The sequence below is a fragment of the Cupriavidus sp. FW305-46 genome (genome assembly GCF_058787075.1).
Genome location: NZ_JBYSZI010000035.1, coordinates 7,838 through 34,683, shown reverse-complemented (window position 1 = coordinate 34,683; position 26,846 = coordinate 7,838). Strand labels below are relative to the sequence as shown.

The window sequence follows — 26,846 nt, the reverse complement described above, 5'->3', positions numbered from 1 at the left end:
CCCGAACCCGAACCCGAAAGATTCTCGCTCCTAAATCGGCTTAAATTCATCTTATGGGCTGGTTGAATGGAATGCAAGCGGGCCGGTCTGGGACGAGTGGGGGTGGGAATGAAAGGACATACATAATCCTTTCAAAAATCATCCGAACGCACCGGTCCAGGTTCCGCAAACGCCGCGCTGACGCGGGGTCCAGGAGGTTTCACGGATGTGACATCCGGATTTAATTTGGTTGCAGCATTGAAACAGATAGCATTATCTACACCCCCTGTAAGTAGTGTTCTTAACCCCATGGTGGGGTATCGGTAATATATCTGCGGCGGATTGCTCCAATCATGAAACGCCGCTTTCATATGTGTTTTCGAAATAGGCCTGCCTGATTTTCAGGCAGGTCGGGCGCATGGCCTAGTGCTTCTGGATGAGAGACGTCTCCCACCTCGGGATGAGCGCTGCGGCGCCGGCTGCGCCGGCCTGCACCGGACTTGCCACCGCCTGCCGGGAGGACAGCGTGGCGGGCCCGGGGCCGGCCGGCAGGTCCGCCCGCGGCGGCGTCAGCGGGCCCAGTGGCCGGGGCGCATGACCCAGCCGTGCGGGCCGCGCACCCAGCGCTCGGGCACATAACGGTAGCCTGGACGCTGCGCCTTCCAGTAGCCGGCGCGCCAGTCGTAGCGCCCGCCGCTGGCGGTCCAGTGGCCCGGCACCCAGACCTGGCCGCGGCGCGCGGCGGGGTGCGGTTCATAGCGCGGCGGCGGGGGCGGATGGCCATAGCCGTGGGCGACCGCCACCGCATGGGCCTCGGCGGGGGCGGTCAGTCCGAAGGCGCCGCCCGTGGCGAGGACGGCTGCGGCAAGCAGGAGCTGGCGTTTCATGTGGATTCTCCTTGGGCGGTTGGAAGCGGTTGGAAGCGGCTGGATCGGTCAATAGCGGTCGTAGTGGTGGTGGCGCGGCGGCGGGCCGCCGCGCGGTGGCACGACGATGCAGGCGGACAGCAGTGCGGCCGTGGTGGACAGCAGCACCAGCAGCGAGAGGGCGCGTTTCATATGGGCTCCTGGCGGGTTCGCGTTGGACATGGCTTCAATGTAGCGAGCCGACCCCGCAGCGCGTGCTTGCACTTGTAAGGCTGTCTCACAAGGGCTTGTGCTGCTGGCGCAGGCCCGCCCCGGGCGCGCGGCATCCCGGAAGCCCTTGCGTATCAAGGCGTTGCGCGCATGGCGGCAGGCCCATGGCGTGGCCTGCGCGTGCCGGGGCGGAGGTAATGTGACGTTACACGGGAAATAATTCTCGCAACGCAACGGGCCCCGGAGCGGGCGCCGCACCCTTTGTGGGCGGCCTGGCCGGGCACGCAGAAACGGGTACGCCGCGATGGTGCGCGATGCCTCGGCATGGCCCGGCGGGGGGGCACTGGCAGCGTCACGGCGCCATCACGGTGCGTTCAGTCGCGCAAATCGGTGGGGCGGAAATGGCATGAAGCTTGCGCCATGGGCTATACCAGTCGGAAGTGGCCTCGTGTGCTTGAAGGAGGCGTCATGCCGGTCATGCTCATCGTGCTTGCCCTGCAATGGCTGCAGGGGCTGTCGCCGCCCGCCGCGGCGTTGTTCGCGCTGCCGCAGGAGATGGCGCCTGCGGATGCCGCGGCCATCGTCGAACCCGCGCTGACACGCTGACATGGGCTGACGCCGGGGTGGTATGACTACCCTGCCGCCGCGGCAGTCCGAGTGGCTCCATCCAACCTACCACTGTCATGGAGTCAGCATGAACCGCAGCGACGTCACCGACCTCATCATCGAAGCCAAGGTCACCCGCGGCATTGCCTGGGCGCAGGTGGCCGAACGCGTCGGCCGCAGCAAGGAATGGACAACCGCGGCGTGCCTGGGCCAGATGGCATTCGACGCCGCCGGCGCGCGCGCGGTGATGGAGCTGTTCGGGCTGCCGCCCGAGGCCGAACCCTGGCTGCGCGAGGTGCCGTACAAGGGCTCGCTGCCGACGCAGGTGCCGGCCGATCCGCTGATCTACCGCTTCTACGAACTCATCAGCGTGTACGGCACCACGTTCAAGGCGCTGATCCATGAAGAGTTTGGCGACGGCATCATGAGCGCGATCGACTTCCGCATGGACCTGCAGCGCGAGCCCGATCCCAACGGGGACCGGGTGCGCATCGAGATGTCGGGCAAGTTCCTGCCCTACAAGACCTACTGAGCAGCGACTGCGCGCATCGGCGGCAGCGCAAGCGACACGCCATAGCGCGTCGGGTCCAGGCGCATGGTCAGCACGCCCACCAGCGCGGCGCAGGCCAGGTGGTACCACCAGCCCGCGGCGAAGCCGCCGGTGCGTTCGTGCAGTATGGCGGTGATCCAGGGCGCCAGCGACGCCAGCAGGAAGCCGCCGCCTTGCATCAGGGCGCTCAGCGCGCCGGCGCTGTCGGGGTCCGGCAGGTGGTCCAGTGCCACCACCAGGTACAAGGCAAAGCAGCCACCGAGGCCGGCGCCGCCGATCACGGCCCACGCGTGCGGCGCGGCATCGGGCCACAGCGCCAGTCCGCCGAAGCCCGCCACCTGCATGGCCAGCGCCAGCGCCATCCAGGCGCGGCGGTCCAGGCTGCGCGCGGCCAGCAGCGGCAGCAGCAGCGCCGCGGCGGCCTGCGCCACCGCCATCAGCGCCACCAGCGACCCGCTCGCCGAAGCGCTCCAGCCGTGGTCCTGGTAGAACGGCGCGAGCCACGCCACCAGCGACGCATAGCCGCCGTTCATCACGCCAAAGCAGGCCATCAGCAGCCAGGTGCGCGGACGCCGCAACAGCGCGCGCGTTGCCCTCGCCGGGCGGCTTGCCGGCACCCCGGGGCCGCGCGCCGCGGCGCGCGGCAGTGCCACCCAGGCCAGCGCCAACGCTGCCAGCGCAGGCACGGCCCACAGCGCCAGCGCATCGCGCCAGCTGCCGGCCAGTGCCGTCACGTCGGGCGACAGCTGCGCGCCGAGCGCGCCGCCGCCCATCAGCGCGGCGGAGTACAGCCCCATCACCGGCGCCACGCGCCCCGGGAATTCCTGCTTGACCAGGCCCGGGCAGGCGGCCTGCACCACGGCCACGCCCAGCCCGCACAGCGCGGCCGAGGCGATCAGCCAGGTGCCGTCCGCCACGCCCAGCCGCAGCGCGCAGCCGGCACCGAGCAAGGCCAGCGCGCCAAGCACCGCGGTGCGCGCACCCAGCCGCTCGCGGATGGCCGGCCCGAAGAACGCGCCCACGCCCATCAGCAGCATCGGCAGCAAGGTCAGCCAGGCCATGCCCTGGTAGCTGAGGCCGGTGCCGCTGCGGATGGCCGGGGCCAGCGGCCCCACCGCGGTCAGGAACGGCCGCAGGTTCAGGCCGATGCCGGCGACCGCGGCCAGCACCAGCCAGCGCGGGGTGGCGCCGCGCGCGCCCTCAGCCACGGGGCGCGCGCGGGCCGTAGAGCTGCGCCGCAGAGAGATCGACCGCCACCCGCGTGAGCGGCAGCGGCGGCGGGTTCAGCGACAGGCGCAGCGCCTGGTAGGCGGCCTCGCTCGACATGCCGTAGGGCGCGGCATCGTGGTTGTCGAAGGCGTAGTAGACCGCCTGCACGCCGGCCATGGTCATCGCCGCCAGGCACATCGGGCAGGGGTGGCCGCTGGCGTAGACCACGCTGCCGCGCAGATCGGGGCGGCCCAGCTTGCGCGCGGCGGCGCGCACCGCCTCCATCTCGGCATGGGTGGTGGGGTCGTGGCTGTGGACGATGTCGTTGACGCCGGTGGCGACGGCCTCGCCGTCGAGCACCAGCACGGCGCCGAAGGGGCGCGCGCCACGGTCACGGTTGGCCGCGGCAAGGCGAACCGCCTCGCGCATGAATTCCTGGTGAGTGGTCATGGTTGGCAAAAAAAGTGAGTGCATGCTCGCGAGCAGGGCGGCATGGGTCTTTTGAGGGGCGTTCCCGGTGGCCGCAGGGCGCGGGCCGGGGCAGCGTGCCAACTGTACGCCGGGGCTTGGTAATTGGGAAATTAAATGATGAAATCGCCGGCAGTGGAAAAACCAATGGATAACCGGCCATGCAGGACCCTCGCCTCGATCCCGTGCTGCTGCAGAGCTTTGTCGCCGTGGCGGAAAGCGGCAGCTTTACCCGCGCCGCGCAGCGCGTGCACCTGACCCAGTCAACGGTCAGCCAGCAGGTGCGCCGGCTGGAAGACCAGCTCGGCTGCGTGCTGCTGGACCGCGGCGGCCGCTACGTCACCACCACGCCCGAGGGCGAGCGCCTGCTGGGCTACGCGCGCCGCCTGCAGCAGCTGATGGCCGAGGCGGTGGGGCAGCTGCGCCAGAGCGCCGGCCAGGGCGAGATCCGCATCGGCGTGCCCGAGGACTTTGCCGCGCGGCCGCTGACGCCGGTGCTGGCCGGGTTTGCCGATGACTGGCCTGGCATGCGGCTGGAGGTGACCAGTGGCATGAGCCATGAGCTGTGGCAGCGCTTCCAGGACCGGGAACTGGACCTGGTGCTGGTCAAGCAGCGGGTCGGGCAGGCGCCGGGGCTGGCCAGCTGGCCCGAGCCGCTGTGCTGGATCGACAGCCGCAGCCGTCCGGCGGTGGCGCGCGACCCGGTGCCGCTAGTGGCGTTTCCGGTGGGCGGGCTGTACCGCGGCGAGATGACGCACGCGCTCGACGCCGGCGGACGGCGCTGGCGTGTGGCCTTTGTCAGTGCCAGCCTGGCCAGCATCCTGGCCGCGGTGGCCGACGGCCTGGGCGTTACCCTGCTGCCGCGGCGCCTGGCCACGGCTCAGCACCAGGTGCTGGAGGACGGCGGCTGGCCCGCCGCGGTGCCCGACGTCGAGCTCAGCCTGCACGCGCAGCCGGACCTGCCGGCCGCGGCGCGCGACATGGCCGCGCGGCTGGCCGCGCTATGCGAGACCGTGATGGGGTCGGGCGCGCCGCCCGCGGATCAGCCGAAGAACTCGTTGTAGTAGCGGGTGCAGGTGCCGGCCGGGCGGAAGGTGTAGGGCAGCTCGGCCATCGCCGCGGCTTCCAGTGAGCCGAACGGGATGTCGGGCGCGGCCAGGGGGCCGGCTTCGGGGGCGGACTGGTGGTCGGAGCGCGCAAGCTCGGCGCGGGTGTTGGATGGCGAAGTCATGTCAGGCTCATTCTCAAGGGCCGGGCACTGCACCCGGCAACTGCGGATCGGCGTTGTCAACGCGTGCAGCCATCCTAATGCTGCAGCGCGGCGCAGTCAGCCGCCCCAGCCTGAACACACTGTTGCGCAATCGCGCCCAATCGGGGCGACTTGCCCGGCGTTGCGCGCGCCCGGCTGCCGCCGGCGACTTGCGCCAACGCCGTCCGCGGCAGGGTCTATATTGGCTGAGGGTTGCCTGCGCCGCTTGCTTTGCGGGCAGTGCGGGCCTGAGTGCCGCTGACCTTCCGGAGCGTGCCATGTCGTTGCCTCCATGCTTTACCGATCGCCGCGAGGCTGGCCAGTACCTGGGCCGCCGCCTGGCCGAACTGGGTTTTGGCGCCGCACAACTGGGCCAGCCCGCGCTGGTGCTGGCGCTGCCGCGCGGCGGGGTGCCGGTGGCGTTCGAGGTGGCGCGCGCGCTCGACGCGCAGCTGGACGTGCTGCTGGTGCGCAAGATCGGCGCTGCCGGCTATCCCGAGCTGGCGCTGGGCGCGGTGGTGGAGGGCGATGCCGGCGGCGGCGGCCCGCACACCGTGGTCAATGACGATCCCTGGGCGCGCCGCGCCGTGGAAAGCGGCAGCTTCGATGCCGAGCGCGGCCGCCAGCTCGACGAGATCGCGCGGCGCCAGCGGCGCTATCGCGGCGGTGCGCCGGTGCCAGAGCGCGCCGGGCGCACGGTGATCGTGGTCGATGACGGCGTGGCCACCGGCGCCACCATGCGCGCCGCGCTTGAAGGCGTGCGCATGGCCGGGGCGGCGCGGGTGGTGGCGGCCACGCCGGTGGGGTCGGAGCAGGGGCTGGCCAGCCTGTCGGCCGCGGCCGACGAGGTGATCTGCCTGAACACGCCCCCCAGCTTCGGCGCGGTTGGCGCCTTCTACCTGGATTTCTCCCAGACCAGCGATGAAGAGGCGCTGGCCCTGCTGCGCGCGGCGGCGCCGCCGCCTGCGCGCTGAGGTTCGCTCAGCCCTTGCCCAGGCGCGCCTTCAGGTGCGGCACCAGCCCGCCGGCGGCCAGGATCGCCCGCAGGAAGTCGGGGATGGGCTCGCACGCGACCAGGCTGCCGTCGTCCAGGCGCAGCTGTGCCGTCGCCAGGTCCAGCACCGCGTGCGCGCCGTCGGCCAGGCGGCTGGTGTCGGCGCAGACCAGCACCGGCAGGCCCAGGTTGATGGCATTGCGATAGAACAGCCCGCCGAAGGACTGCGCCACCACGGCGCCCACGCCCAGCGCGCGCAGCGCCTGCGGCGCCTGCTCGCGCGAGGAGCCGATGCCGAAGTTGGCACCCGCCACCAGCACGTCGCCGGCTTGCACGCTGCCGGGGAACTCCGGGCGCAGCGAGGCCAGGCAATGCCGGGCCAGCACGGGCAGCGGCGATTTCATCAGCACGGCGGGGGCCATGGCATCGGTGTCGATGTTGTCGCCGAAGCGCCAGAGGCGGCCAGTGGGATCGGGGGCGATAGCAGAGGTCATGCAAGAAGTCTGTCCCGCCAGGCGGGTACGAAGTCAGGCCCGCAGCGTTACTCCAGCAGGGTGCGCGGATCGGTAATGCGGCCGGTGACGGCGCTGGCGGCCACGGTCATCGGCGAGCCCAGCCACACCGCGCTGCCGGCGTCGCCCATGCGCCCGGAGAAGTTGCGCGCCGTCGACGCAATCGCGCGGCTGCCGTCCGGGAAGCGCGCCGCGCCATAGCCGGCGCAGGCGCCGCAGGCGTTGGGCAGCAGCGTGGCGCCGGCGTCGGTCAGGATGCCAAGCGTGCCCTCCTGCTCGGCCAGCAGCTGGTCGCGGCGCGAGGCCGGCGCCACCTGCAGTGTCACGCCCGCCGCCACGCGGCGCCCGCGCAGCACGCGCGCGGCCATGCGCAGGTCTTCCAGCTTGGCGCCGGTGCAGGCACCCAGGTAGGCGATCTGCACGGGCTCGCCGGCGGCCTGGTCTACCGGCGCGCTGTTGGCCGGAGAGTGCGGCGCCGCCACCTGCGGCACCAGTGCCGCGGCGTCGAAGCGGTGGGTGGCCAGCACCGGCGCATCGGGGTCCGTGCGCCAGTGGGCCAGGTCGATCGCGGCCAGCGTCTGCGCCGGCACGCCGGCCTCGGCCAGCCAGCCGAGCGTGACCGCGTCGGGCGCCACCAGGCCGGTCTGCGCGCCCAGCTCGGCGCTCATGTTGGCCAGCGTCATGCGCTCCTGCATCGGCAGCGCGGCGACGGCGCTGCCGGTGTACTCCAGCGCCTCATAGCGGCCGCCGCCCATGCCGAGCGTGGCGCACAGGAACAGCATCATGTCCTTGGCGCAGACGCCCGCTGCAAGCTGGCCGTCCCATTGCAGCCGGATGGTATGGGGCACGCGCAGCCAGATCTCGCCGGTGGCCAGCACGCCGGCCATCTCGGTCGCGCCCACGCCGAACATATAGGCGCCGAAGGCGCCGCCGGTGGGGCTGTGGCTGTCGCCGCCGACAATCAGGCGGCCCGGCAGCACATGGCCGCGCTCCGGCAGCACCACATGGCAGATGCCTTCGGCGTCGATGAAATGGGCGCCGGACTGGCGCGTCCAGTCGCGCGTGAAGCGCAGGATCGACTCGGCCTGGGCATCGCCGCCCGGCACGAAATGGTCGGTCACCACCACGTAGCGCGACGGGTCCCAGACCCCGGTGCCAAGCTCTTCCAATAGCGGGGCCACGCGGCGCGGGCCGCTGGAGTCGTGCGACATCGCCAGGTCGACCCGGCAGATCACGATCGTGCCGATCTCCGCATGCGCCAGCCCGGCGGCGCGCGCCACCAGCTTCTGCGCCAGCGTGGCGGGGGTGTGGCTCATTCCGGCGAGGCTCCCGAATACTTGACCACGGCGGCCCAGCGCCTGACGTCCTGCTTCACGAACGCGGCGAAGGCGTCGGGCGGCGTGCCCATCGGCTGCGCGCCGTCGTTCTCCAGGCGCTTGCGCACCGCGGGCGTTTCCAGCCCCTTGCGCGCGGCGTGATACAGCGCCTGCGTGACTTCGTGCGGCATGCCGGCCGGACCGAACAGGCCGAACCATGCGCTCGACTCGAAGCCCTTCACGGTGGCGCCGATCGGCGCCGCGCCCGGGAACTGCGGCAGCGGCGCGGGGCTGGTCACGCCCAGCACCTTGAGCTTGCCCGCGCGCACATGCGGCAGCACGTTGATGGTGCTGGCGAACATCAGGTCGCACTGGCCCGCCAGCACGTCGGTGAGCGCGGGCGAGGTGCCCTTGTACGGAATGTTGACGATGTAGGTGCCGGTCATCATCTTGAACATGTCGCCGGCCATGTGCAGCGACGAGCCCACCGAGCCGATGGCAAAGTTCAGCTTGCCCGGTTCGGAACGCGCCAGGCGGATCAGCTCGGGCACATTGCTGGCCGACAGCTTTGGCGTGGCCACCAGCACGCTCGGCACGGTGGCCACCAGCGTGATCGGGGTGAAGTCCTGCACCGGGTCGAACGGCAGCTTCTTGTACAGGGTGGCGTTGATGGTGTGGCTGGTGAAGCTCATCAGCAGCGTGCTGCCGTCCGGCGAACTCTTGGCGACCAGGTCGGCGGCGATATTGCCGCCGGCGCCAGGGCGGTTCTCGACCACCACCGGCTGGCCGAGCTCCTGGGACATTTCCTGGGCGATGGTGCGCGCCAGCGTGTCGGTGGTGCCGCCGGCGGGCGCGCCCACCAGGATCCGGATCGGCTTGCCGCCGGCCACCTGGGGTTGCCCCTGGGCCGCGGCGGACAGCGGCAGGGCCAGCGCGCACGCGGCCAGGCTGGCCATGGCCAGGCGCTGCACCGCGGCGCGGCGGGGGATCGAAGGCAGACGGGTCGGGCTGGACGGGACCAGGCGGAACACTGGCATGGCGACGGCTCCTCGCTTGATGTGATCAGAGATGCGCAGTATCGCTCGGAACGTTACCTGGCGCATCCCTTGTAGCGCCGCCTGCGGGAAGTCGGCGGCGGTCCGCGGGGTCAGTCGCGCAGGCCCGGGCGGGTTTCGCTTTCCACCCAGACGTTGGCGCTGTCGACGCCGGCCGGCGACAACTCCATGCGGTACTCATAGCGGTCCGGTCGGTACTGGCCGAGCAGCAACTGGACCGGGCGCCCGGCCGCGTCCTTGACCACGCGGCGCACCGCCAGCAGCGCGCCGCCTACCGGCACGTCCAGCAGCGGCGCCACCACCACGTCGGCCAGGCGCGCGGACAGCACCTGGCTGGCACGGCCCAGCTTCACGCCGCCGGCCTCCAGCAGCCGCAGCACCGGCTGCTCTTCCAGGGACTGGCGCGTGATCGGCCGGCCCAGGTCGGCGGGCAGGTAGACCGTGATATGCGACAGCGGGCGGTTGCGGTAGTGGCGCACGCGCACGATCTTCACCACCGGATCGCCCGGCTCGATCTGCAGCGATTCGGCCACATCGGGCGTGGCATGGACTTCGTCGATCGAGATCACCTTCACCGACGTCTTCTGGCCCATGTCGATGATGTTGTCGAGCAGGCTGGTGCCGCGTTCCTCGCCGGCCGCCGTCGCCGGGCGCACCGGATGCGGATTGACGAAGGTGCCAAGCCCGCGGTGGCGGCGCACCAGGCCTTCTTGCACCAGGCGGTCGAATACGCGCCGCATGGTCACGCGCGAGGCATGGAACTGCTTGGCCAGGTCGATCTCGCCCGGCAAGGGGCCCTGGCCGAAGCGGCCTTCCACGATCTGCTGGCGCAATACCACGTAAATCTGGTGATACAGGGGAACGACGGCTTCACTCATGGTTTCCCTTGCGGAGAGATGACAAGTCTGTAATGCCTCTAATGTACTTTAAATCAGACATAGAGCCTAGCATGGATAGCCGCAGTGGCGCTTGCGGGACAACTGCGCCGGCGCAGTGTTGCAGCGATGCATCTCGTCTGCGCCGAGACCCCTTGGCGGGTTGCGCCAGCACGGGTGAAGTCGGTCCGGCGCCGCTGCATGCCTTGCCGGGAAGGACAACGCCGGTGCGGTGGAGCGGGTTGTGCCGTGCGGCGAGAACAGGACATCGGGGCGCCGCCGCGGCAATGGGGAGATGCCTCACACGGGCGGCGACGACGGCACCCTCGATGCCGTGTTTCAGTCCCGATACGTAAGGCCGCGCCTCGGGCAAATCCTGGCTGCCTGCATAAGACCCTGAAAAGTAAGGCGTTTTCCGACCACCCCGGAGCCCCCTCAGGTAGGCCGGGAGTGGCCGTGTCACAGCGGTGTGACATGTCGTCTGCCGTGCACAGGGGCGAGGCCGGCAGGCGTCGCGCAAAGCCGCGGAAAGTTCCCGCCAGAGTGCCGGGCAGGCCTTGTAATACAAGGAGTTGGCACCGCAGGTGGCGCAGCTGGCACCGATTATGCGCAGGGGGAGTCTGGTTTGGCTGGGTGCCGGACCTGAACCTCCAGCCGTCGTTCCTCGCAAGAGCGCCGGCCGGAGGCTGAGCCGCTGTGACACTGTGCAATTCTCCTGGGAGCTTCGTATGAAAAAGACCTTACTGGCGTCGGCTATCGCCATGGCATTTGCGGGACAGGCCTGGGCAAATCCGACCAATAACAACGACGTGGTAAGAGGTGGCGGCGACAACACGCAAACCGCCACAGCGACCTCGACGCAGGGTGGCAGCGGCGCGGCGGCAAACGAATATTCGACCGCAGTCCAGGCCAATGACAGCAGCACCAACACCAGGACCACCACGGTTGGCGTCAACAAGACCAAGACCACGACCAACTCGAACAACAGGAGCAGGATCGACTTTGACCATGGCGTAGGCAACGCGGGCTCCAACGGTGGCAGCGCAACCTCCAGCGTCAGCAACGCCTTCAACACCAGCAAGGCACTGGCGATCAGCAAGCTGAATGGGACGGTTTCCAACAACAGCATTGGCCCGATCGGCAATTACGCCACCAACTGGGGTAACGCGAATGGTGCAGCCGGTGGCCGGGGCGGCAATGGCTTTGGCGGTACCGGCGAAGGCGGGCGCGGCGGCAATGGCGGCAACGGCGGTAACGGCGGCAGCGGCGGCTCCGGTGGCAGCGCTACCAACGGTAGCGCCACCAATGGCGACGCCACCAACGGCAGCGCCACGGCTGGTAATGGCGGTGCCGGCGGCAAGGCGATTGGCTGGGCCGGCAGTGGCGGTGACGGCAAGGCATATGGCGGCAGCGCGCTCTCCGCAGCGGGCAGCAAGGGCGGCAGCGGCGGCGATGCTTATGGCAAGGGCGGCGGCGCTCTGAGCGCATCGCTCGGCGCCGGCGGCCGCGGCGGCAGTGCCGGCGCGATCGGCGGTGGTGGCCTGGGTGCCAGCGGCGCCCTGGGCGGCTTGGCAGGTTCGGCCGGCGGCTCGGGTGGCAGCAGCGGCAATGCCAATGGTGCGGGTGGCGACACTACCACTGGCGGCGCGGGCGGCGCAGGCGGCGCAGCGGCCGGTACCAACACGGCTGGCGCAGGCACCGGTTCGGGCGGCGCAGGTACCGCGAGTGGCGGTGCGGGCGGTGCCGGAACGGCAGCTGCAGGCGCGAACGGCGGTGCCGGCAGCGGCACCGGCGGTGCCGGTGGCGCCGGCGGCGCGGCGACCTCGACGGCAACGGCGGGCGCGGCAAGCGGCACCGGCGGCGCGGGCGGCACGCAAGCCAGCGTTGGCGGCGCGGGCGGTGCTGGCGGTTCGGCTACGAACGGCAGCGCAACGAGCTCGGCCTCCAATGGCAGCTCCACGGCTGGCAACGGTGCGGTGGGTGCTACCGGCGGCGCCGGCGGCGCGGGCGGCACTGGCAATGGCGGCACTGGCGGCACCGGCAACGGCGCAGTCGGCGGCGCTGGCGGTAATGGCGGCTACAACATTGTTGACGCGGGCACCTTCAATATGTCCAACACCATGACCAGCGTTGGTCAGACGGCGGCGGGCATCATGATGGCCAACCAGAACAGCGGCGCTGCCTCGCTCGTGCAGCAAAGCGTGAACGTTCAGGCCAACCTGCAGGTCGGCGGCAACCGGTAAGGCGTGCAGCCACGGTCCGGCCCGGGACTTGTGCCCGGGCCAGGCCGGCAGCTCGCACTCATGCCGGCAGGACCGGCGCCCGCATCCTGTGTGCGGGCGCGCGGGCCCTGTCATGCCCCAAGCAAGCCTGATTGCCTTGCAGCCGCCCGGATGGGGGCGGCCGGCAGGCAAGGGGAGACGACATCATGCAATCGGTCCGCTTCGCCGTCGGCGCATTCGCGACGGTCTTACTCGCCTGGCCAGTGCTGCAGGCGCACGCTGAGCCGCCAGGGCTGGACGCCGCCATGGCCGCGGCGCGCGCTGCCTCTGGCACAGCCCCGGACACGGCTGCAACCACCGCGCAGCCGGCGGCCGCAACTTCCTTGTTCGGAGGGGTGGCGAAAGCCGTACCCGTGTCTAAACTGGATGACATTCGTGGCGGCGCCGAAGTCACGGTCAACGATATGCGCCTGCACGGTACCGTGGCCGACAACGCCGCGGTCAATATTCTGTCCGGCACCAACAACATCGCGGACGGGGCCTTCTCGAATGCGGCAGGGATTCCCACCGCGATCCAGAACTCGGGCTCCAACGTACTGATCCAGAACGCCACTATCGTCAACGTCCAGTTCAAGCAATGAAGCCGCTGCGAAACCTGTTGGCGTCTGTACCGTTCTTGCTGGCCGCGGGGGGCGTTCCATGTGCCCAGGCTGCCGACACCCTGATATACGGGCCGGTCGGCGAGCCCTACAGCGTCCGGGTCACGAGCGTGCGCGAGGCGCGCTTCAAGTCCACGATCCGGCAGCAGTTCGACTTCAGCTGCGGCTCGGCCGCCGTGGCCACGCTGCTGAGCTACCAGTACGGCCATCCGATGAACGAGGCCACGGTCTTCCAGAACATGTACCTCAACGGCGACCAGCAGAAGATCCGCGCCGAGGGGTTCTCGCTGCTCGACATGAAGCGCTTCCTGGCCGCGCTCGGCTATGAGGCTGACGGCTACGAGCTGCCACTGTCCAAGCTGGAAGAGACGCAGGTGCCGGCCATCGTGCTGATTGTGGAGAACGGCTACCACCATTTCGTGGTGGTCAAGGGCGTGAAGGGCGACCGCGTGCTGATCGGCGATCCCGCACGCGGCACGCGCGCGATGTCACGCGAGCATTTCGAGCAGATCTGGGACAGCCAGCTGCTGTTCGTGATCCATAACCGCACCGAACGGGCGCGGTTCAACCTTGCAGCCGACTGGCGCGTTGCGCCCAGCGGTCCTTACTGGATGGGAGTCAACCGGGATAGCCTGTTCTTCACCGTCATGCCCAAGCATGGCGCGGGCGATTTTTGAGGAACGCATCATGTTGCAGACTTCCTTCCCGACCCCAGCAGCCCCTCGCAGCGCCGGTCATGCGGCCGCGGCGATGCTGCTCGGCGCCGGTTTGGCCTGTGCCGGCACGGCACAGGCCACCATGCTGCCACAGCCCGACGCCGTCGACGCGTCGGCGCTTCCATCGCAGGGCGCCATGCCCGCGAGCGACGGGCAGGACCAAAACCCTCTGGCTGCCGCACGCGGCAGCATGGCCGGCTGGAAACCGGTTGCACACGAAAAGCTCGACGACATGCGGGGCGGCTTCGAGATGCCGGGCCTGCAGGTTTCGTTCGGTATCGAACGCGCGGTGTACATCAACGGCGCCCTGGTGGTTGCCACCAGCATTAACATCCCCGATGTCAGCCGCATCACTGCCGACCAGGCCGCGCGGCTTGCCTCGACGCTGGGCCCGGCCATCGTTGCCAGCACCAATACGGCGGTCGCCAACGCGCTGGCGGCGGCGGGCGCGGCCGGTTCGGATGGGAGCGCCACCTCGGCGGCCAATGGCGCCTCGGCCAGCAGCACCGGCACGCCCGGGGCCGGTTCGGGCGCCAGCGGTGCGGCCGGCTTGCCGGCGGCGGTGGTGAATACGGCCACCGGTCAGGTCGTGAGCAACGGGCTGCTGAACGTGATCCAGAACGGCCCGGGCAATGCGGCATCGGTGGGATCGCTGGCGGGGACGCCAACGACCGTGATCCAGAACACCTTGAACAACCAGAGCATCCGGAGCCTGATGACAATCGACGCAAGCGTAAATACGCTGCAGGCATTCCGGTCGCAGTTGGCCAACACCACGCTGAACAACGCGCTGATGCGGGCCGCAAGCATGAGGTAGTCGTAGCGAGGCATCGGGCAGTACAGGTCGCAGGCTCCTGCAAGAACAGTCTGCCGTCCCGGGGGAGGAAGACGTCATGAAGAAGCGGTCGATGCAGGGCATTCGCAATGCGGGATGCTCGACGTTACTGTTGCTCGGCGGCCTGGCGCAGGCCCAGACGCCGCCGGATGCGGGACCACCCGCAGCCGGACTGGAAGCACTGCAGAAGGAGCTTGCCGAACAGGCCAGCCAGCTCGACGCCATGAAGCGGGCTCTGGCCGAACAGGAGGCGGTGATCCGCGAACTGCGCAACGTGATCGGCACCGAGGTGCTGGCCAACAAGCGCGGCGGCCAGCGCGCGGGGCCCGGCGTGTCGCCGTCCGACAACGCCACCAACGCCGCCACCGCGGCGGCCGCTGCCAGCGCCACCCAGCCAGCGCCCAACGCGGTCAACAACCCGCAGCAGATCATTCTCCAGCCACCGCAGGACATGGCCCAGGGTCCGCAGGCGGGCGAGTCCGCCGACCGGCAGACCGTGGCCCTGGAAGAACCCGTGGGCCGCCCGCCGGAGGAAGACCGCCGTCCGCCCGAGATCGCGCCGATCATCGACCAGCCCGGTGTGCTGACCGCCCAGGGCAAGCTGGTGATCGAGCCCGGCTTCCAGTACGGCTATTCGTCCAATAACCGCGTCGCGCTGGTCGGCTACACGGTCATCCCGGCCATCCTGATCGGCCTGGTCGATGTGCGCGAGGTCAAGACCTCGACCTACATTCCGTCGGTCGCGTTTCGCTACGGCCTGACCAAGCGGCTGGAAATCGAAGCCAAGGTGCCTTACGTGCACTCATCGGGCCAGACCGTCAGCCGCGAGGTCTTCACCGGCACGGCCGTCGACCGCGTGTTCAATGCGAGCGGCAGCGGCATCGGCGACGTCGAGGCGACGGTGCGCTACCAGCTCAACTACGGCAACGAGAAGATTCCGTACTTCGTCGGCTGGCTGCGCTACAAGTCCAATACCGGCAAGGACCCGTTCGAAGTCGTGACCGATTGCGTGACGCGCTGCGTGGGCAATGCCACCGGCACCGGCCTGCCGCTCGGGCTGCCCACCGGCACCGGCTTCCAGGCGCTCCAGCCCGGCATCACCTGGCTGCTGCCGACCGACCCGGCGGTGTTCTTCGGCACCTTCAGCTACCTGCACAACTTTGCGCGCGACAATGTGAGCCGTACCGTGCTGAACGGCGAGAAGGAGAATCTCGGCAAGATCGCCCCGGGCGACATCTTCGAGTTCAGCTTCGGCATGGGCCTGTCGCTCAATGAGAAGGCGTCGTTCAGCATCGGCTATGACCAGGCCATCATCTGGCCGACCAAGCAAAACGGCCAGACCGTGCCGGGCTCGGTGCGCGTGACCCAGGGCACCTTGCTGGTGGGCTATTCGTACCGCTTCAACAACCGCTACACGGTGAACCTCTCAGTGGGTGCGGGGCTGACGCGCGACACCCCCGACCTGCAGGTGAACCTGCGCCTGCCGATCACTTTCTGACGCGCTTTTCTGCGCTTTTCTGCGCATTTCCGCCTGACGTGACGCGTGCCCCGCATGTGCGGGGGCACGTGCGCATCACATCCGCGGCGAGGGTGCGCAGGCACGGAAACGCGCCTTGCGCTGGCCCCTTGAACGGCGTACAAAGAAATAACCCCGCGCCGCCAGCGGTACTTTCTGACCAGGTTCAAACTCACCGGCGGTGCGGCCTGAAAAAGGAGAGAGACATGCGCAAACGCATCTTCTGGTTGTTGCCCGACCTGGCGAGTGCCCGTCGCACCATGGACGACCTGCTGCTTGCCCGGCTCGAGAACCGCCACATCCACTTCGTGGCGCGCGACGGCTCCGACATGACCGGCCTGCATGAAGCCAACCTGTTCCAGACCTCCGACATCGTGCATGCCGCCGAGATGGGCCTGATGGTCGGCGGCGGCGTGGGCGTGGTGGCCGGCGTGGTGGTGGCGATGTTCCCGATCGTCAGCGACACCCCGCAGTGGGGCCTCGTCGGCGTGCTGGCGGTGCTGGGCGCGGTGTTTGGCGCGTGGGCTTCGAGCATGATCGGCAGCTCGGCACCCAACAGCCGCCTGCGTGCGTTCGAAAAGGACATCGAGGCCGGCAAGATCCTGCTGATGGTCGACGTGCCGCGCGGCCGTGTCGAGGAAATCGAAACCCTGCTCGCGAACGCGCATCCGGAAGCCAGCTTTGCGGGGTTGGACCCGGCTGTACCGGCTTTCCCCTAAGCCACCGGCTTATCGCCGCTGGTTGTCGTCCAGCGCTGTCGCATCTCTTTGCGCGCGCCCTTGCGGCGCGCCTTGACGCGCATCCTTTGGCGCGCCCCGGCTCGCACCGGAACTGCCTGCGCGGTTCCGGTGTGAGGCTGCTGCAACACCCCGAACTTTCCCGGTTTGCCCCCATGAGACGCATGCGGTAACTTGCGTGACGGCGCACGGCCGTCCATGCCGTGCCGCAATAAAACGATGAAGCCAGCCGGACAGGCGCAAGGGGTCGAGACAATGAAAGCGAAATGGATCGCGTGCGGCATGCTGGCCGCCACGCTGGGATGGGCCGCGCAGACGGCCCTGGCGGAACCGGGCGTGACCCGCAACACCATCCGCATCGGCCAGTCGGCCGGCGTCACCGGTCCGGTGGCCGGTTCGGTCAAGGAGCAGATCGCCGGCGCGCAGGTGTACCTGCGCACCATCAACGCCAGCGGCGGCGTGGCCGGGCGGCGCATCGAGCTGGTGACCCACGATGACGGCTTCGATGCCAAGCGCACCCCCGACAATGTGCGCAAGCTGATCGACGAGGACAAGGTGTTCGCGCTCTTCATGGTGCGCGGCACGCCGCAGAACGAAAGCATCCTGCCCATCATCGCCGCGCAGAAGGTGCCGCTGGTGGCGCCGCTGACAGGCGCCATCACGCTGCACCGGCCGGTCAACCGCTACGTGTTCAATGTGCGCGCCAAGTACCAGGACGAGGTGGCGCGCGCGATCAACCACCTGGCCACCTCGGGCATGAGCCGCATCGGCATCTTCTACGCCAACGACGGCTTTGGCCGGGACGTGCTCGAAGGCTACAGCGCCGCGTTGCAGGCGCGTGGGGTGCAGCCGGCGGCGACGGCGAGCTTTGCCCGGCCCATGGGCGATATCACCCAGAGCGTGGCCGCCATGAACAAGGCCAACCCTCAGGCGGTACTGGTGATCGGCTCGGGCTCCGAGGCGGCGCGCATCATCCGCGAACTGCGCCGCGCGGGCAGCGAGGCACAGTTCGTCACGCTGTCCAACAACGCGGCCGATTCCTTTATCCGTGAACTGGGCGACGATGCACGCGGGCTGATCATCACGCAGGTGGTGCCGGGCACCAACTCCAGCCAGATGACGCTGGCCAGCGAATACCGCAGCCTGGCCAAGCAGCAGGGCGTGGAGCCGTCCAACGCCGGCATGGAGGGCTTCATGTCGGCCAAGGTGCTGGTCGAAGGGCTGCGCCGCGCCGGCCCCGACCTGACGCGCGAGCGCCTGGTCACGGCGCTGGAAGGCATGCGCGACTACGACCTTGGCGGCATCCTGATCAGCTACAGCGCCGAGCGCCATACCGGCTCGTCGTTCGTGGAAATGTCGATCGTCTCGTCCACCGGCAAGCTGATCCGCTGAAAGCCGCGGGCAGGGGGGCTGCGGTATAGTCCCCCGCATGGCTACTCCTACCCCCTCCCCCGATTCCCGTACCCCGTTCTCGCTGCACGGCCGCGTGGCGCTGGTGACCGGCGGCGCGCAGGGCCTGGGCCTGGCGATTGCCGCCGGGCTGGCCGACGCCGGCGCCCATGTGCTGGTGGTGGCGCGCAATGCGCAGCGCGTGCAAGCGGCCGTCGCCGCGCTGGCCGCGCGCGGCGGCAGCGCCGAGGCGCTGGTGCTCGATATCACCGATGAAGCCGCCGTGGCGGCCGCGTTCGACCGCATCGACGCCGCCCATGGCCGGCTCGACATCCTCGTCAACAACGCCGGCGCGCGCAACCGCAGCACCATGGCGCAGCTCGATGCCGGCGACCTGCGCGCCATGCTCGAGACCAACCTGGTGGCGCCCTACGCGCTGTGCCGGCTCGCCGCGCAGCGCATGCGCGGCGGCGATTACGGGCGCATCGTCAATGTGAGCTCGATCGCGGGCCAGGTCGCGCGTGCCGGCGACGTGCTCTACCCCGCCACCAAGGGCGGCCTGGATGCGCTCACGCGCGCCATGGCGGCCGACCTGGGGCGGCACGGCGTCACCGTCAATGCGATCGCCCCGGGCTACTTCGCTACCGAGCCCAACCAGCCCATGGTCGAGGACGAGAGCGTGGCCGAGTGGCTGCGCCAGCGCACCTCGCTGGGCCGCTGGGGCCAGCCGGAGGAAGTGGCGGGGGCGGTGGTGTTCCTGGCGTCGCCGGCCGCATCCTATGTCACCGGGCAGGTGCTGGCCGTGGACGGCGGCTATCTCGGGCACTTCTGAGGCGCCATCGGCAGCAAAGCGTACCCAATTCTGCGTGCCGCTCCTGCCGGGTTTTCAGCGCCGCGCGGGCGGCTTGCCGCCGCGGTAGAACGCCTGCAGGCAGTCGATCATCGCGGCTGCCGCGGCCGAGTCGCCGCGGTCCTTGAGCCGCACCAGGCAGATATCGCGCACCAGCGACGGCAGCTGCAGCGGCCGGATCGCCAGCCCCTCGCGCCGGAACTGAAACAGCGCCAGCGACGGCACCGCGCTCACGCCCAGCCCCGCCTGCACCAGCGCCGCCACCGTTGCCAGGTGCTCCACCTCCATCACGCTGGTCAGGCGCAACGGATGCAGCGCGGCGTCCAGGTGCTGGCGCACGCTGGTCGTGCGCGACAGCTGGATAAACGGCAGGCCCGCCAGCATCTGCGGCGTGATGCGGCGCTTGCGCGCCAGCGCATGGTCCGCCGGGCACACCAGGTGGAAGGTGTCGCGCACCAGCGGCTCCACGCGCAGGTCTTCGTCCTCGGCCGGTGCCGGGGCCAGTGCAAAGTCGGCGCGGCCCTGGCGGACCAGTTCGATGCAGCCGTCGGCGAGCTGGTCGAACAGCTCCAGCGCGATGCCCGGATAAAGCGCGCGGAACTGCGCCAGCAGCGGCGGCAAGTCGCCGCCGGCCAGCGACGGCAGCGCCGCGATCGACACCCGCCCCTTGCGCCGCTCGGCGTGCGCGCGCAGGTCCTCGAACGCGGTTTCGAAATCAGCCAGCAGCCGGCGCGCGGTCTGCTCGAAGCGCACGCCGTCGCTGCTCAGCTCCACATGCCGCGTGGTGCGTTCGAACAGCCGGCTGCCGGCCTGTTCCTCCAGCGTCTGCACCAGCGCGCTGAAGGCCGATTGCGACAGGTGGCAGGCGCGCGCCGCGCGCGTGAAGTTGCGGTAGGTGGCCAGCGCCACGAAGGCGCGCAGGTGCTTGACCGAGAGGTTCATGGGCCGGGCGGATTTATCCACTAAATCGATAGATTAATCCAAATAATCCGTTTTTTGGCTGAACGTACCCGCCCTAGAATGGGATCGACCCCACCAACAACCTGCCCCCGACCATGACTGCTCCCTTGCTGATCGGCTCCGGCGCCGGCTTCTCCGGCGACCGCACCGATGCCGCGCTGCCGGTGGTGCGCACGCTGATTGCCTCCGGCCAGCCGGCCGCGCTGATCTTCGAGACCCTGGCCGAGCGCACGCTGGCGCTGGCGCAGCTGGCGCGGCGCAACGATCCCGCACAGGGCTACGAGCCGCTGCTCGATGCGCTGCTGGAGCCGGTGCTGGGCCTGTGCCTGCAACACCGCATTCCCATCGTCGGCAATTTCGGCGCCGCCAATCCGCGCGCCGCGGCGCGGCGCGTGCTGCAGCTGGCGCAGGAACTGGGCCTGCCCGCGCCGCGCGTTGCAGTCGTGGAGGGCGATGACTTGTCCGACGATACGGGGCGCGCGCGCTTGCAGGGCATTCTTGGCGATGCATTTGACGCCGATCGCTTCGTCTGCGCCAACGCCTATATCGGAGCACAGGGCATCGCCGAGGCGATCACTGCCGGCGCCCAGGTGGTGGTGTGCGGACGCGTGGCCGATCCGGCGCTGGCCGTGGGGCCGGCGATGGCGCACTTCGGCTGGTCGTGGGACGACTGGGACCGGCTGGCCGCCGCGACCATGGCCGGCCACCTGCTCGAATGCGGGGCGCAGGTCAGCGGCGGCTACTTTGCCGATCCCGGCATGAAGGACGTACCCGATGTGCATGCGGTGGGCTTCCCGATCGCGCAGCTGGCCGAGGACGGCGGCATCGAGATCTTCAAGGCCGCCAGCACCGGCGGCTGCGTCGACCTGCGCACGGTCAAGGAGCAGCTGCTGTACGAGGTCCACGATCCGGCCGCGTACCTGACGCCCGACGTGGTCGCAGATATTGGTACGGTCACGGTCACGCAACTGGCCCCCGACCGCGTGGCGGTGCGCAATGTGCGCGGCCATCCCCGACCGGCGCAGCTCAAGGCCAATGTGTTCAGCCACGGCGGCTGGCTGGCCGAGGGCGAGATCTCGTACGCCGGCCCCAATGCCGCCGCCCGCGCGCGGCTGGCCGCCGACATCCTGCGCCGGCGCATGCAGTTGCTGGGCCATGACGCACCCATCCGCTTCGACCTGATCGGCGTGCTCAGCGTGCTGGCCGACGATGGCGGCGCCATGTTCGCCCAGCGCCAGCCGCATGAGCAAGCGGCGCAGGACGTGCGCCTGCGCGCCGCGCTGGCGCATCACGACCTGGCGGTGGCGCAGGCCCTGCAGCGCGAGGTCAATGCGCTCTATACCTGCGGCCCGGCCGGCGGCGGCGGCGTGCGCACCGCGCAGCGCGCGCGCCTGAATGCGGTGTCGTGCCTGGTGCCGCGCGAGGCCGTGGCGGCCACGCATTCCTTCATTGCCTGAAGAGGTCCGACCATGACTGACACTGCCGCGCTCTACCAGTTCGCCCACGGCCGCACCGGCGACAAGGGCAACCGTTCCAACATCAGCGTGATCGCCTACGACGCGCGCGACTACGACCACCTGGTCGAGCACGTGACCGAGGACGCCGTGCGCGCGCTGTTCCGCGAGCGCCGGCCCACGGCCGTCACGCGCTACCTGGTGCCGTCGCTGCAGGCGATGAACTTCGTCCTCGACGGTGTGCTCGATGGCGGCGTCAACGACGCGCTCAACCTCGACACGCACGGCAAGGCGCTGTCGTTCCGCCTGCTGCAGCTTGAGATCCCGGTGCCGCCGCGGCTCGCGTCCGGCACCGCGGCTAGCCACTGATCCATCGCTTCACACCAACAACGATTTCACCAGGAGACCACGATGTACCCATTTCTCAAGCCACTGGCCGTTGCCGCGGTTGCGCTGGTCCTGCCCGCGGGGCAGGCCTGGGCCGAGTTCCCGGACAAGCCGATCCGCTTCGTGGTGCCGTTCGCCGCCGGCAGCGCCACCGACCAGCTGGCGCGTGCCATCGGCCAGGCCATTACCGTGGACAGCAAGGTCACCGTGGTGGTCGACAACAAGCCGGGCGCCAATGGCTTCATCGCCGCGTCGGACGTGGCCAAGGCCGCGCCGGACGGCTACACCGTGCTGATCAGCACCAACACCACGCATGCGGCCAACGAGCACCTGTTCAAGAAGCTGCCCTACGACCCGGTCAAGGACTACGCGCCGATCACCGCGCTGGGCCGCGGCGGCCAGATCATGGTGGTCAACCCGCAGGTCCCGGCCAAGACCGTGGGCGAGTTCATCGCGCTGGCAAAACAGCAGCCGGGCAAGCTCAGCTTCGGCAGCGGCAGCTCGTCGTCGCGCATTGCCGGCGAGCTGTTCCAGCAGATGGCGCATGTGGAGTTGCTGCACGTGCCGTACAAGAGCAACCCGCTGGCCATCACCGACCTGCTCGGCAACCAGATCCAGATGATGATCACGGACACGGCCACCGGCCTGCCGCAGGTCAAGAGCGGCAAGCTGCGCGCGCTGGGGGTGTCGGGCAAGGCGCGCTCGCCGCTGGCGCCGGACTTGCCCACCATCGACGAGGCCGGCGTCAAGGGCTACGAGATGAGCTACTGGTTCGCGGCCTATGCGCCCGCCGGCACGCCGCAGCCGGTGGTGGCGAAGCTCAATGCGATGATGGTCAAGGCCGCGCGCGGCGATACCGCGGCCGGCTTCTACAAGTCGACCGGCACTGAGGTGTTCACCAGCACGCCCGCGGAGCTGGCGAAGTTCCAGTTGCAAGAGTCCGGCAAGTGGGGGCGCATCATCAAGGCGGCGAATATCCAGCCGGAGTGAACGCAGGGCAGCGCAAGCTCCCATGCATGAAAAACGGGGCCAAACGGCCAGGGCCAAACGGCCCCGTTTTTTACGCAGAAGTAGGTACGCTTTGGTGCTTGCGGCCTTGATGGGCAAGGGCCGGCTAAGATATGCCTGGCCGCGCGGCCTTGCCGCTCCGGCCTACTCCTCGACAATACCAACCAGAACAGGAACAGGATATGAAGCAGCAGTCCGTGGTGTGCCATGCAACCTTACAGCCGGGCCGTCGCCCGGGGCTGCGCCAGGCCGTATTGCGTGCCGCCATCGCCGTCACCATGGGGGCCGCCGTGCTTCCCGCCATCGCCACTGCGCAGACCGCCACGCCGCCGGCGCAGCAGAAGACCCAGGTGCCGGGCTACTACCGCATGATGGTCGGCCAGCTCGAGGTCACGGCGCTCTATGACGGCTACATCGACCTGGACCCGAAGATCCTCAAGTACACCAGCGCGCGCGAGGTGCAGAGCCTGCTGGCGCGGATGTTCGTCGAATCGACGCCGGGCATGCAGACCGCGGTCAACGCCTACCTGATCCATACCGGCAGCCACCTGGTGCTGGTCGATACGGGCGCGGCTGCCTGCTTCGGGCCCACGCTCGGGCGCATCGGCGAAAACCTGCGCGCGGCGGGCTACGCGCCGGAACAGATCGACACCGTGCTGCTGACCCACCTGCACGGCGACCACGCCTGCGGCCTGGCCGCCAACGGCAAGGCGGCGTTCCCGAACGCAACCGTCTATGTCGACAAGGCCGATGCCGACTACTGGCTCAGCGAAGCCAATGCCGCCGCCGCGCCGAAGGAGGCGCAGGGCCTGTTCGCCATGGCGCGCGCCGCGGTCGCGCCGTATCAGGCGGCGCAGCGCTTCCGGCCCTTCAACGGCGGCGCTGGTGTCGAGCCCGTTCCCGGTGTGCGCGCGGTGCCGGCCAATGGCCATACTCCGGGCCACAGTGGCTACCTGTTCACCTCGGGCAAGGACAGCCTGCTGCTGTGGGGCGACATCGTGCACAGCCATGCGGTGCAGTTCCGCCGCCCGCAAGTGGCGATCGAGTTTGACGTGGACAGCAAACAGGCCGTGATCACGCGCCAGCGCATCCTGGCCGATGCCGCCAAGGGCCGGCTGTGGGTGGGGGGCGCGCATATGCCCTTCCCGGGCCTTGGCCATGTGCGCCGCGATGCGGCCGGGTATGCATGGGTGCCGGCCGAATTCGGTCCGATCCGCAACGACCGCTAGCCGTCCACGCACGGCCATCGCTTTTCGCCTAGAGTCATCCCAGCGGCCCGTATGACGTACGGGACGGATGGTCGTGTCCACTGCGGAGGATTTGCGATGAACGCCAAGGCATCCCGCTTCGATCCTGCCCGCCGCCGCTGGCTTGGCGCCGGCGCCGCGGCCCTGGTGCTGGCCGTGCCCCTGCCGCGCGCCGCGCGCGCCCAGCCTGGCCCGGCGGCCAGCCGCGAGGCCGCCGCGCAGCGTATCGGCGTGATCGGCTCGGGCCGCATCGGCGGCACCGTGGGCGGGCTGTGGGTCAAGGCCGGACACCCGGTCCTGTTCTCGTCGCGGCACCCGGAGGCACTCAAGCCGCTGGTCGAAGAATTGGGTACGCTGGCGCGCGCCGGCACCGTGGCCGAGGCCATTGCGTTCTCTGACGTACTGTTCCTGGCCACGCCCTACGGCGCGTTGCCGCAGCTCAGCCGCGACCATGCCGATGCCTGGCGCGGCAAGATCGTGCTCGATGCCACCAACGCCTATGAGCACCGCGATGGCCCGATCACCGAAGAGGTCAGGCGTGACGGCATCGGCATCACCACCGCGCGCTACCTGCGGGGCGCGCGCGTGGTGCGGGCCTTTAACTTCATGGGGGCGGCACAGTTTGCCAGCGAGCACCACCGGGCGGGCGGCCTGGTGGCGGTGCCCATCGCCGGCGACGACAAGGCCGCGCTCGATGTGGCCGCGCAGCTGGTGCGCGATGCGGGATTCGAACCGGTGGTGGTGGGGCCGCTGGCCAGCGCGGATCGCTTCGCTCCGGGCGGGCCGCTGTTCCGGCAGGTGGGTACGGCCGAGGAGTTCCGGCGCAAGATGGGCGCCCGCTGACGCTGCGCCGGGCGCGCTGGCGGATCAGGGCCTGCGCCGCTCCATTGCCACCATCGACGGCGTAAAGCCGAGCTGGCCGAAGAATGCGGCTTCGGAGGAACGCGCCGCGCGCAGCATCCAGGTGATGTCGGGGTCGTTGCCCACGATGTGCCGCACCAGGGCGCGGCCGATGCCGCGCCGGCGGTGGCTGGGCGCGACCGCAACCATCGACAGGAAGCCGTCGCAGACGTCGTCGCACAGCGCGCGGGCAAAGCCGACGATCTCGCCGTGCTCCACCGCGACGACCACGCGTTGGGAGTTGGCCACCAGCCGTGCGAATTTCTCCGGGCCGCCAACCCGGTGGGCCCAGCCGTTGGCGATCAGTAGTTGTCTGGCTGCCTCGATGTCGTCGGGCAACAGGTTACGGATTTCCATCGGCGGCTCTCCCAGTAAAGCGTGTACGGCCCCTCGCCGCCCCTTGCCACCAGGGGCGCCGCGAGTCGAGAACGGCACGGGAACCCGTGCCGCGCAATTGGCGGAGTGTAGCGAGCGGGCGCGGGCGCGTCAATTTGGCTTCCGGCGGGGTCGGGTGCTGCTCACGCCGGCGCGCCGGCGCGGTATCATGGCCTCCATGAACGCCCCCGTCTTTTCCTCCGCACATCCGGCCGACCAGCTTGCCGAGTTCACCGACGCGGATGCGGCGATCGCGCGCATCCGCGACATCTACGAAGCTTCTGTCGGCGCCGTGCGCGCGCGCTTCGATGCCTTCGCCAGCGGCAAGCCGCTGCCCTCGGCCGCGCATGCGTGCTATCCGTACCTGGGCATCTCGGTCAACATCGAGACCATGGTCACCGACAGCCGGCCGTCCTGGGGCACGGTGGCCTACCCGGGCGTTTATGGCACCACCGTGACTCGCCCCGACCTGCTGGCGGACTACTACCGCGACCAGATCGAGCGGCTGATGCGCTATCACCGCGTGCCGGTGGTGGTGGGGCTGAGCCGGCGCCCGATCCCGCTGCCGTTCGTGATCGAGGCTTCGACCACCGACATCAGCTACACCCAGGCGCGCGAGCTGGAGGCATCGTTCGTGCTGCCCGAGCTGAGCCGCATCGACGACGGCATCGCCAACGGCACCTATGAGCCGATCCCGGGCGAGGCCTGGCCGCTGTCGCTGTTCCCGGCCGAGCGCGTGGACCTGGCCCTGCAGCGGCTGTACCACTACACCGGCACGGCACCGCAGCATTTCCAGCGCTTCGTGCTGTTCACCAACTACCAGCGCTATGTCGACGAGTTTGTCGAGCTGGGCCGGGGCCTGATGGCCAGCAGCGACGGCGGCGGCTACACCCGCTTTGTCGAACCCGGCGACGTGATGCAGGAACTGGGCGGCGCGGAACCCGACGACGCCTCGCGCCCGCGCGCGCTGCCGCAGATGCCGGCCTATCACCTGGTGCGCGAAGACAAGCTGGGGGTGACGCTGGTCAATATCGGCGTGGGACCGTCCAACGCCAAGACCATGACCGACCACCTGGCCGTGCTGCGCCCGCATTGCTGGCTGATGGTGGGCCACTGCGGCGGCCTGCGCCGCTCGCAGCAGCTCGGCGACTACGTGCTGGCGCACGCCTATGTGCGCGACGACCACGTGCTCGACCACGACTTGCCGCCGTGGGTGCCGGTGCCGCCAATCGCCGAGATCCAGGTGGCCCTGCAGGAGGCCGTTGCGCGCGTGACCGGGCTGTCCGGCAACGAGATGAAGACCCGCATGCGCACCGGCACGGTGGTCTCGACCGATGACCGCAACTGGGAGCTGAAGTCCAAGTCGCTGTATGCGCGCTTCAACCAGTCGCGCGCGATTGCCATCGATATGGAAAGCGCGGCGGTGGCGGCCAACGGCTTCCGGCTGCGCGTGCCCTATGGCACCTTGCTGTGCGTGTCGGACAAGCCGCTGCATGGCGAGCTCAAGCTGCGCGGCATGGCCAACGCCTTCTATCGCCAGCGTGTCAGCCAGCATATGACCATCGGGCTGGAGGCGATCCGCATCCTGCGTGAGAACGGAGTCGAGCAGCTGCATTCGCGCAAGCTGCGCAGCTTTGATGAGCCGGCGTTCCGGTAGGTCGGCACCCGCGCTCATCCGGAAAAGCAGAAGGGGGGGGGCGGG

At 69.6% G+C, this 26,846-nt stretch carries 29 protein-coding genes; 18 read left to right on the top strand and 11 right to left on the bottom strand.

Annotated features, from left to right (window positions below; all coding sequences use genetic code 11):
• Window positions 1-548: 548 nt before the first annotated feature.
• Both AC3WON_RS17945 and AC3WON_RS17940 read right to left on the bottom strand, forming a co-directional pair.
• Window positions 549-866, bottom strand: coding sequence for a hypothetical protein (locus AC3WON_RS17945; RefSeq protein ID WP_492319351.1), 318 nt, complete (start codon window positions 864-866; stop codon window positions 549-551).
• 48 nt (window positions 867-914) lie between these two features.
• Window positions 915-1,037, bottom strand: a complete 123-nt coding sequence (locus AC3WON_RS17940) for a hypothetical protein (protein ID WP_010811106.1) — start codon at window positions 1,035-1,037, stop codon at window positions 915-917.
• A 486-nt stretch (window positions 1,038-1,523) separates the two neighbouring features.
• On the opposite strand from AC3WON_RS17940, the gene AC3WON_RS17935 reads away from it, so the two are divergent.
• Together AC3WON_RS17935 and cynS are read left to right on the top strand one after the other, a co-directional pair.
• Complete coding sequence (locus AC3WON_RS17935; protein WP_010811105.1) at window positions 1,524-1,661, top strand: hypothetical protein; 138 nt, start codon at window positions 1,524-1,526, stop codon at window positions 1,659-1,661.
• An 88-nt stretch (window positions 1,662-1,749) separates the two neighbouring features.
• Window positions 1,750-2,193 carry a cyanase gene (gene cynS / locus AC3WON_RS17930; protein WP_010811104.1) on the top strand — a complete coding sequence of 148 codons (444 nt, stop codon included), beginning with the start codon at window positions 1,750-1,752 and terminating at the stop codon, window positions 2,191-2,193.
• On the opposite strand, the gene AC3WON_RS17925 is transcribed toward cynS, so the two are convergent.
• Window positions 2,187-3,419: a cyanate transporter gene (locus tag AC3WON_RS17925; RefSeq protein WP_492319350.1), complete on the bottom strand. Its 1,233-nt coding sequence runs from the start codon at window positions 3,417-3,419 to the stop codon at window positions 2,187-2,189. The genes cynS and AC3WON_RS17925 overlap by 7 nt on opposite strands.
• Window positions 3,412-3,870, bottom strand: a complete 459-nt coding sequence (locus AC3WON_RS17920; RefSeq protein ID WP_081225744.1) for a nucleoside deaminase — start codon at window positions 3,868-3,870, stop codon at window positions 3,412-3,414. The genes AC3WON_RS17925 and AC3WON_RS17920 overlap by 8 nt, the downstream gene beginning before the upstream one ends.
• Before the next feature lie 179 nt (window positions 3,871-4,049).
• Between AC3WON_RS17920 and AC3WON_RS17915 the strand changes: the two genes are divergently transcribed.
• Window positions 4,050-4,952 (top strand): LysR family transcriptional regulator, encoded by a 903-nt coding sequence (locus AC3WON_RS17915; protein ID WP_010811101.1) that lies wholly within the window; start codon window positions 4,050-4,052, stop codon window positions 4,950-4,952.
• Here AC3WON_RS17915 and AC3WON_RS17910 read toward each other — a convergent pair.
• Complete coding sequence (locus AC3WON_RS17910; protein ID WP_492319349.1) at window positions 4,931-5,119, bottom strand: hypothetical protein; 189 nt, start codon at window positions 5,117-5,119, stop codon at window positions 4,931-4,933. The genes AC3WON_RS17915 and AC3WON_RS17910 overlap by 22 nt on opposite strands.
• A gap of 296 nt (window positions 5,120-5,415) precedes the next feature.
• Between AC3WON_RS17910 and AC3WON_RS17905 the strand changes: the two genes are divergently transcribed.
• The gene (locus AC3WON_RS17905; protein ID WP_011616326.1) at window positions 5,416-6,111 is read left to right on the top strand and encodes a phosphoribosyltransferase; all 696 of its coding nucleotides are present in this window, start codon (window positions 5,416-5,418) and stop codon (window positions 6,109-6,111) included.
• Between the two features lie 7 nt (window positions 6,112-6,118).
• Here AC3WON_RS17905 and AC3WON_RS17900 read toward each other — a convergent pair whose 3' ends face one another.
• The 4 genes from AC3WON_RS17900 to AC3WON_RS17885 form a co-directional block, all read right to left on the bottom strand.
• Window positions 6,119-6,625, bottom strand: a complete 507-nt coding sequence (locus AC3WON_RS17900) for a LeuD/DmdB family oxidoreductase small subunit (protein ID WP_492319348.1) — start codon at window positions 6,623-6,625, stop codon at window positions 6,119-6,121.
• A 47-nt stretch (window positions 6,626-6,672) separates the two neighbouring features.
• Window positions 6,673-7,959 (bottom strand): 3-isopropylmalate dehydratase large subunit, encoded by a 1,287-nt coding sequence (locus tag AC3WON_RS17895; RefSeq protein ID WP_492319347.1) that lies wholly within the window; start codon window positions 7,957-7,959, stop codon window positions 6,673-6,675.
• Window positions 7,956-8,996 (bottom strand): tripartite tricarboxylate transporter substrate binding protein, encoded by a 1,041-nt coding sequence (locus tag AC3WON_RS17890; protein ID WP_492352404.1) that lies wholly within the window; start codon window positions 8,994-8,996, stop codon window positions 7,956-7,958. The genes AC3WON_RS17895 and AC3WON_RS17890 overlap by 4 nt, the downstream gene beginning before the upstream one ends.
• A gap of 110 nt (window positions 8,997-9,106) precedes the next feature.
• Window positions 9,107-9,892, bottom strand: coding sequence for a GntR family transcriptional regulator (locus AC3WON_RS17885; RefSeq protein ID WP_492319345.1), 786 nt, complete (start codon window positions 9,890-9,892; stop codon window positions 9,107-9,109).
• Between the two features lie 725 nt (window positions 9,893-10,617).
• Here AC3WON_RS17885 and AC3WON_RS17880 point away from each other — a divergent pair.
• The 8 genes from AC3WON_RS17880 (at window position 10,618) to AC3WON_RS17845 (ending at window position 18,795) form a co-directional block, all read left to right on the top strand.
• Window positions 10,618-12,132: a hypothetical protein gene (locus tag AC3WON_RS17880; RefSeq protein ID WP_492319448.1), complete on the top strand. Its 1,515-nt coding sequence runs from the start codon at window positions 10,618-10,620 to the stop codon at window positions 12,130-12,132.
• Between the two features lie 185 nt (window positions 12,133-12,317).
• Window positions 12,318-12,752, top strand: a complete 435-nt coding sequence (locus AC3WON_RS17875) for a hypothetical protein (RefSeq protein WP_492319344.1) — start codon at window positions 12,318-12,320, stop codon at window positions 12,750-12,752.
• Entirely contained in the window at window positions 12,749-13,447 is a 699-nt protein-coding gene (locus tag AC3WON_RS17870) for a C39 family peptidase (RefSeq protein ID WP_492319343.1), read from the top strand. The genes AC3WON_RS17875 and AC3WON_RS17870 overlap by 4 nt, the downstream gene beginning before the upstream one ends.
• 10 nt (window positions 13,448-13,457) lie before the next feature.
• The gene (locus AC3WON_RS17865; RefSeq protein WP_492352403.1) at window positions 13,458-14,303 is read left to right on the top strand and encodes a flagellin; all 846 of its coding nucleotides are present in this window, start codon (window positions 13,458-13,460) and stop codon (window positions 14,301-14,303) included.
• Window positions 14,304-14,379: 76 nt separating this feature from the next.
• Window positions 14,380-15,819: an acetate kinase gene (locus AC3WON_RS17860; protein ID WP_492319341.1), complete on the top strand. Its 1,440-nt coding sequence runs from the start codon at window positions 14,380-14,382 to the stop codon at window positions 15,817-15,819.
• Between the two features lie 224 nt (window positions 15,820-16,043).
• Window positions 16,044-16,556 (top strand): hypothetical protein, encoded by a 513-nt coding sequence (locus tag AC3WON_RS17855; RefSeq protein ID WP_018309709.1) that lies wholly within the window; start codon window positions 16,044-16,046, stop codon window positions 16,554-16,556.
• Window positions 16,557-16,829: 273 nt separating this feature from the next.
• The gene (locus AC3WON_RS17850) at window positions 16,830-17,966 is read left to right on the top strand and encodes an ABC transporter substrate-binding protein (RefSeq protein ID WP_010810450.1); all 1,137 of its coding nucleotides are present in this window, start codon (window positions 16,830-16,832) and stop codon (window positions 17,964-17,966) included.
• Window positions 17,967-18,003: 37 nt separating this feature from the next.
• On the top strand, window positions 18,004-18,795 hold the full coding sequence (locus AC3WON_RS17845) for an SDR family oxidoreductase (protein WP_492319339.1): 792 nt from the start codon (window positions 18,004-18,006) through the stop codon (window positions 18,793-18,795).
• A gap of 54 nt (window positions 18,796-18,849) precedes the next feature.
• Here the strand turns inward: AC3WON_RS17845 and AC3WON_RS17840 are convergent, their stop codons facing one another.
• Entirely contained in the window at window positions 18,850-19,755 is a 906-nt protein-coding gene (locus AC3WON_RS17840) for a LysR family transcriptional regulator (protein WP_492319338.1), read from the bottom strand.
• Window positions 19,756-19,868: 113 nt separating this feature from the next.
• Here AC3WON_RS17840 and AC3WON_RS17835 point away from each other — a divergent pair, with 113 nt between their 5' ends.
• From AC3WON_RS17835 to AC3WON_RS17815, 5 genes are all read left to right on the top strand, one after another.
• On the top strand, window positions 19,869-21,230 hold the full coding sequence (locus tag AC3WON_RS17835; protein ID WP_492352402.1) for an acyclic terpene utilization AtuA family protein: 1,362 nt from the start codon (window positions 19,869-19,871) through the stop codon (window positions 21,228-21,230).
• Between the two features lie 12 nt (window positions 21,231-21,242).
• Complete coding sequence (locus AC3WON_RS17830) at window positions 21,243-21,596, top strand: AtuA-related protein (protein ID WP_492352401.1); 354 nt, start codon at window positions 21,243-21,245, stop codon at window positions 21,594-21,596.
• Window positions 21,597-21,638: 42 nt separating this feature from the next.
• Window positions 21,639-22,604 carry a Bug family tripartite tricarboxylate transporter substrate binding protein gene (locus tag AC3WON_RS17825; RefSeq protein WP_492352400.1) on the top strand — a complete coding sequence of 322 codons (966 nt, stop codon included), beginning with the start codon at window positions 21,639-21,641 and terminating at the stop codon, window positions 22,602-22,604.
• A 200-nt stretch (window positions 22,605-22,804) separates the two neighbouring features.
• Complete coding sequence (locus AC3WON_RS17820) at window positions 22,805-23,851, top strand: MBL fold metallo-hydrolase (RefSeq protein WP_492319335.1); 1,047 nt, start codon at window positions 22,805-22,807, stop codon at window positions 23,849-23,851.
• Window positions 23,852-23,947: 96 nt separating this feature from the next.
• Window positions 23,948-24,712, top strand: a complete 765-nt coding sequence (locus AC3WON_RS17815) for an NADPH-dependent F420 reductase (protein ID WP_492352399.1) — start codon at window positions 23,948-23,950, stop codon at window positions 24,710-24,712.
• Window positions 24,713-24,736: 24 nt separating this feature from the next.
• On the opposite strand, the gene AC3WON_RS17810 is transcribed toward AC3WON_RS17815, so the two are convergent.
• Entirely contained in the window at window positions 24,737-25,126 is a 390-nt protein-coding gene (locus AC3WON_RS17810; protein ID WP_010814084.1) for a GNAT family N-acetyltransferase, read from the bottom strand.
• A 187-nt stretch (window positions 25,127-25,313) separates the two neighbouring features.
• On the opposite strand from AC3WON_RS17810, the gene AC3WON_RS17805 reads away from it, so the two are divergent.
• Window positions 25,314-26,801 (top strand): AMP nucleosidase, encoded by a 1,488-nt coding sequence (locus tag AC3WON_RS17805; RefSeq protein ID WP_011616336.1) that lies wholly within the window; start codon window positions 25,314-25,316, stop codon window positions 26,799-26,801.
• Window positions 26,802-26,846: the final 45 nt, after the last annotated feature.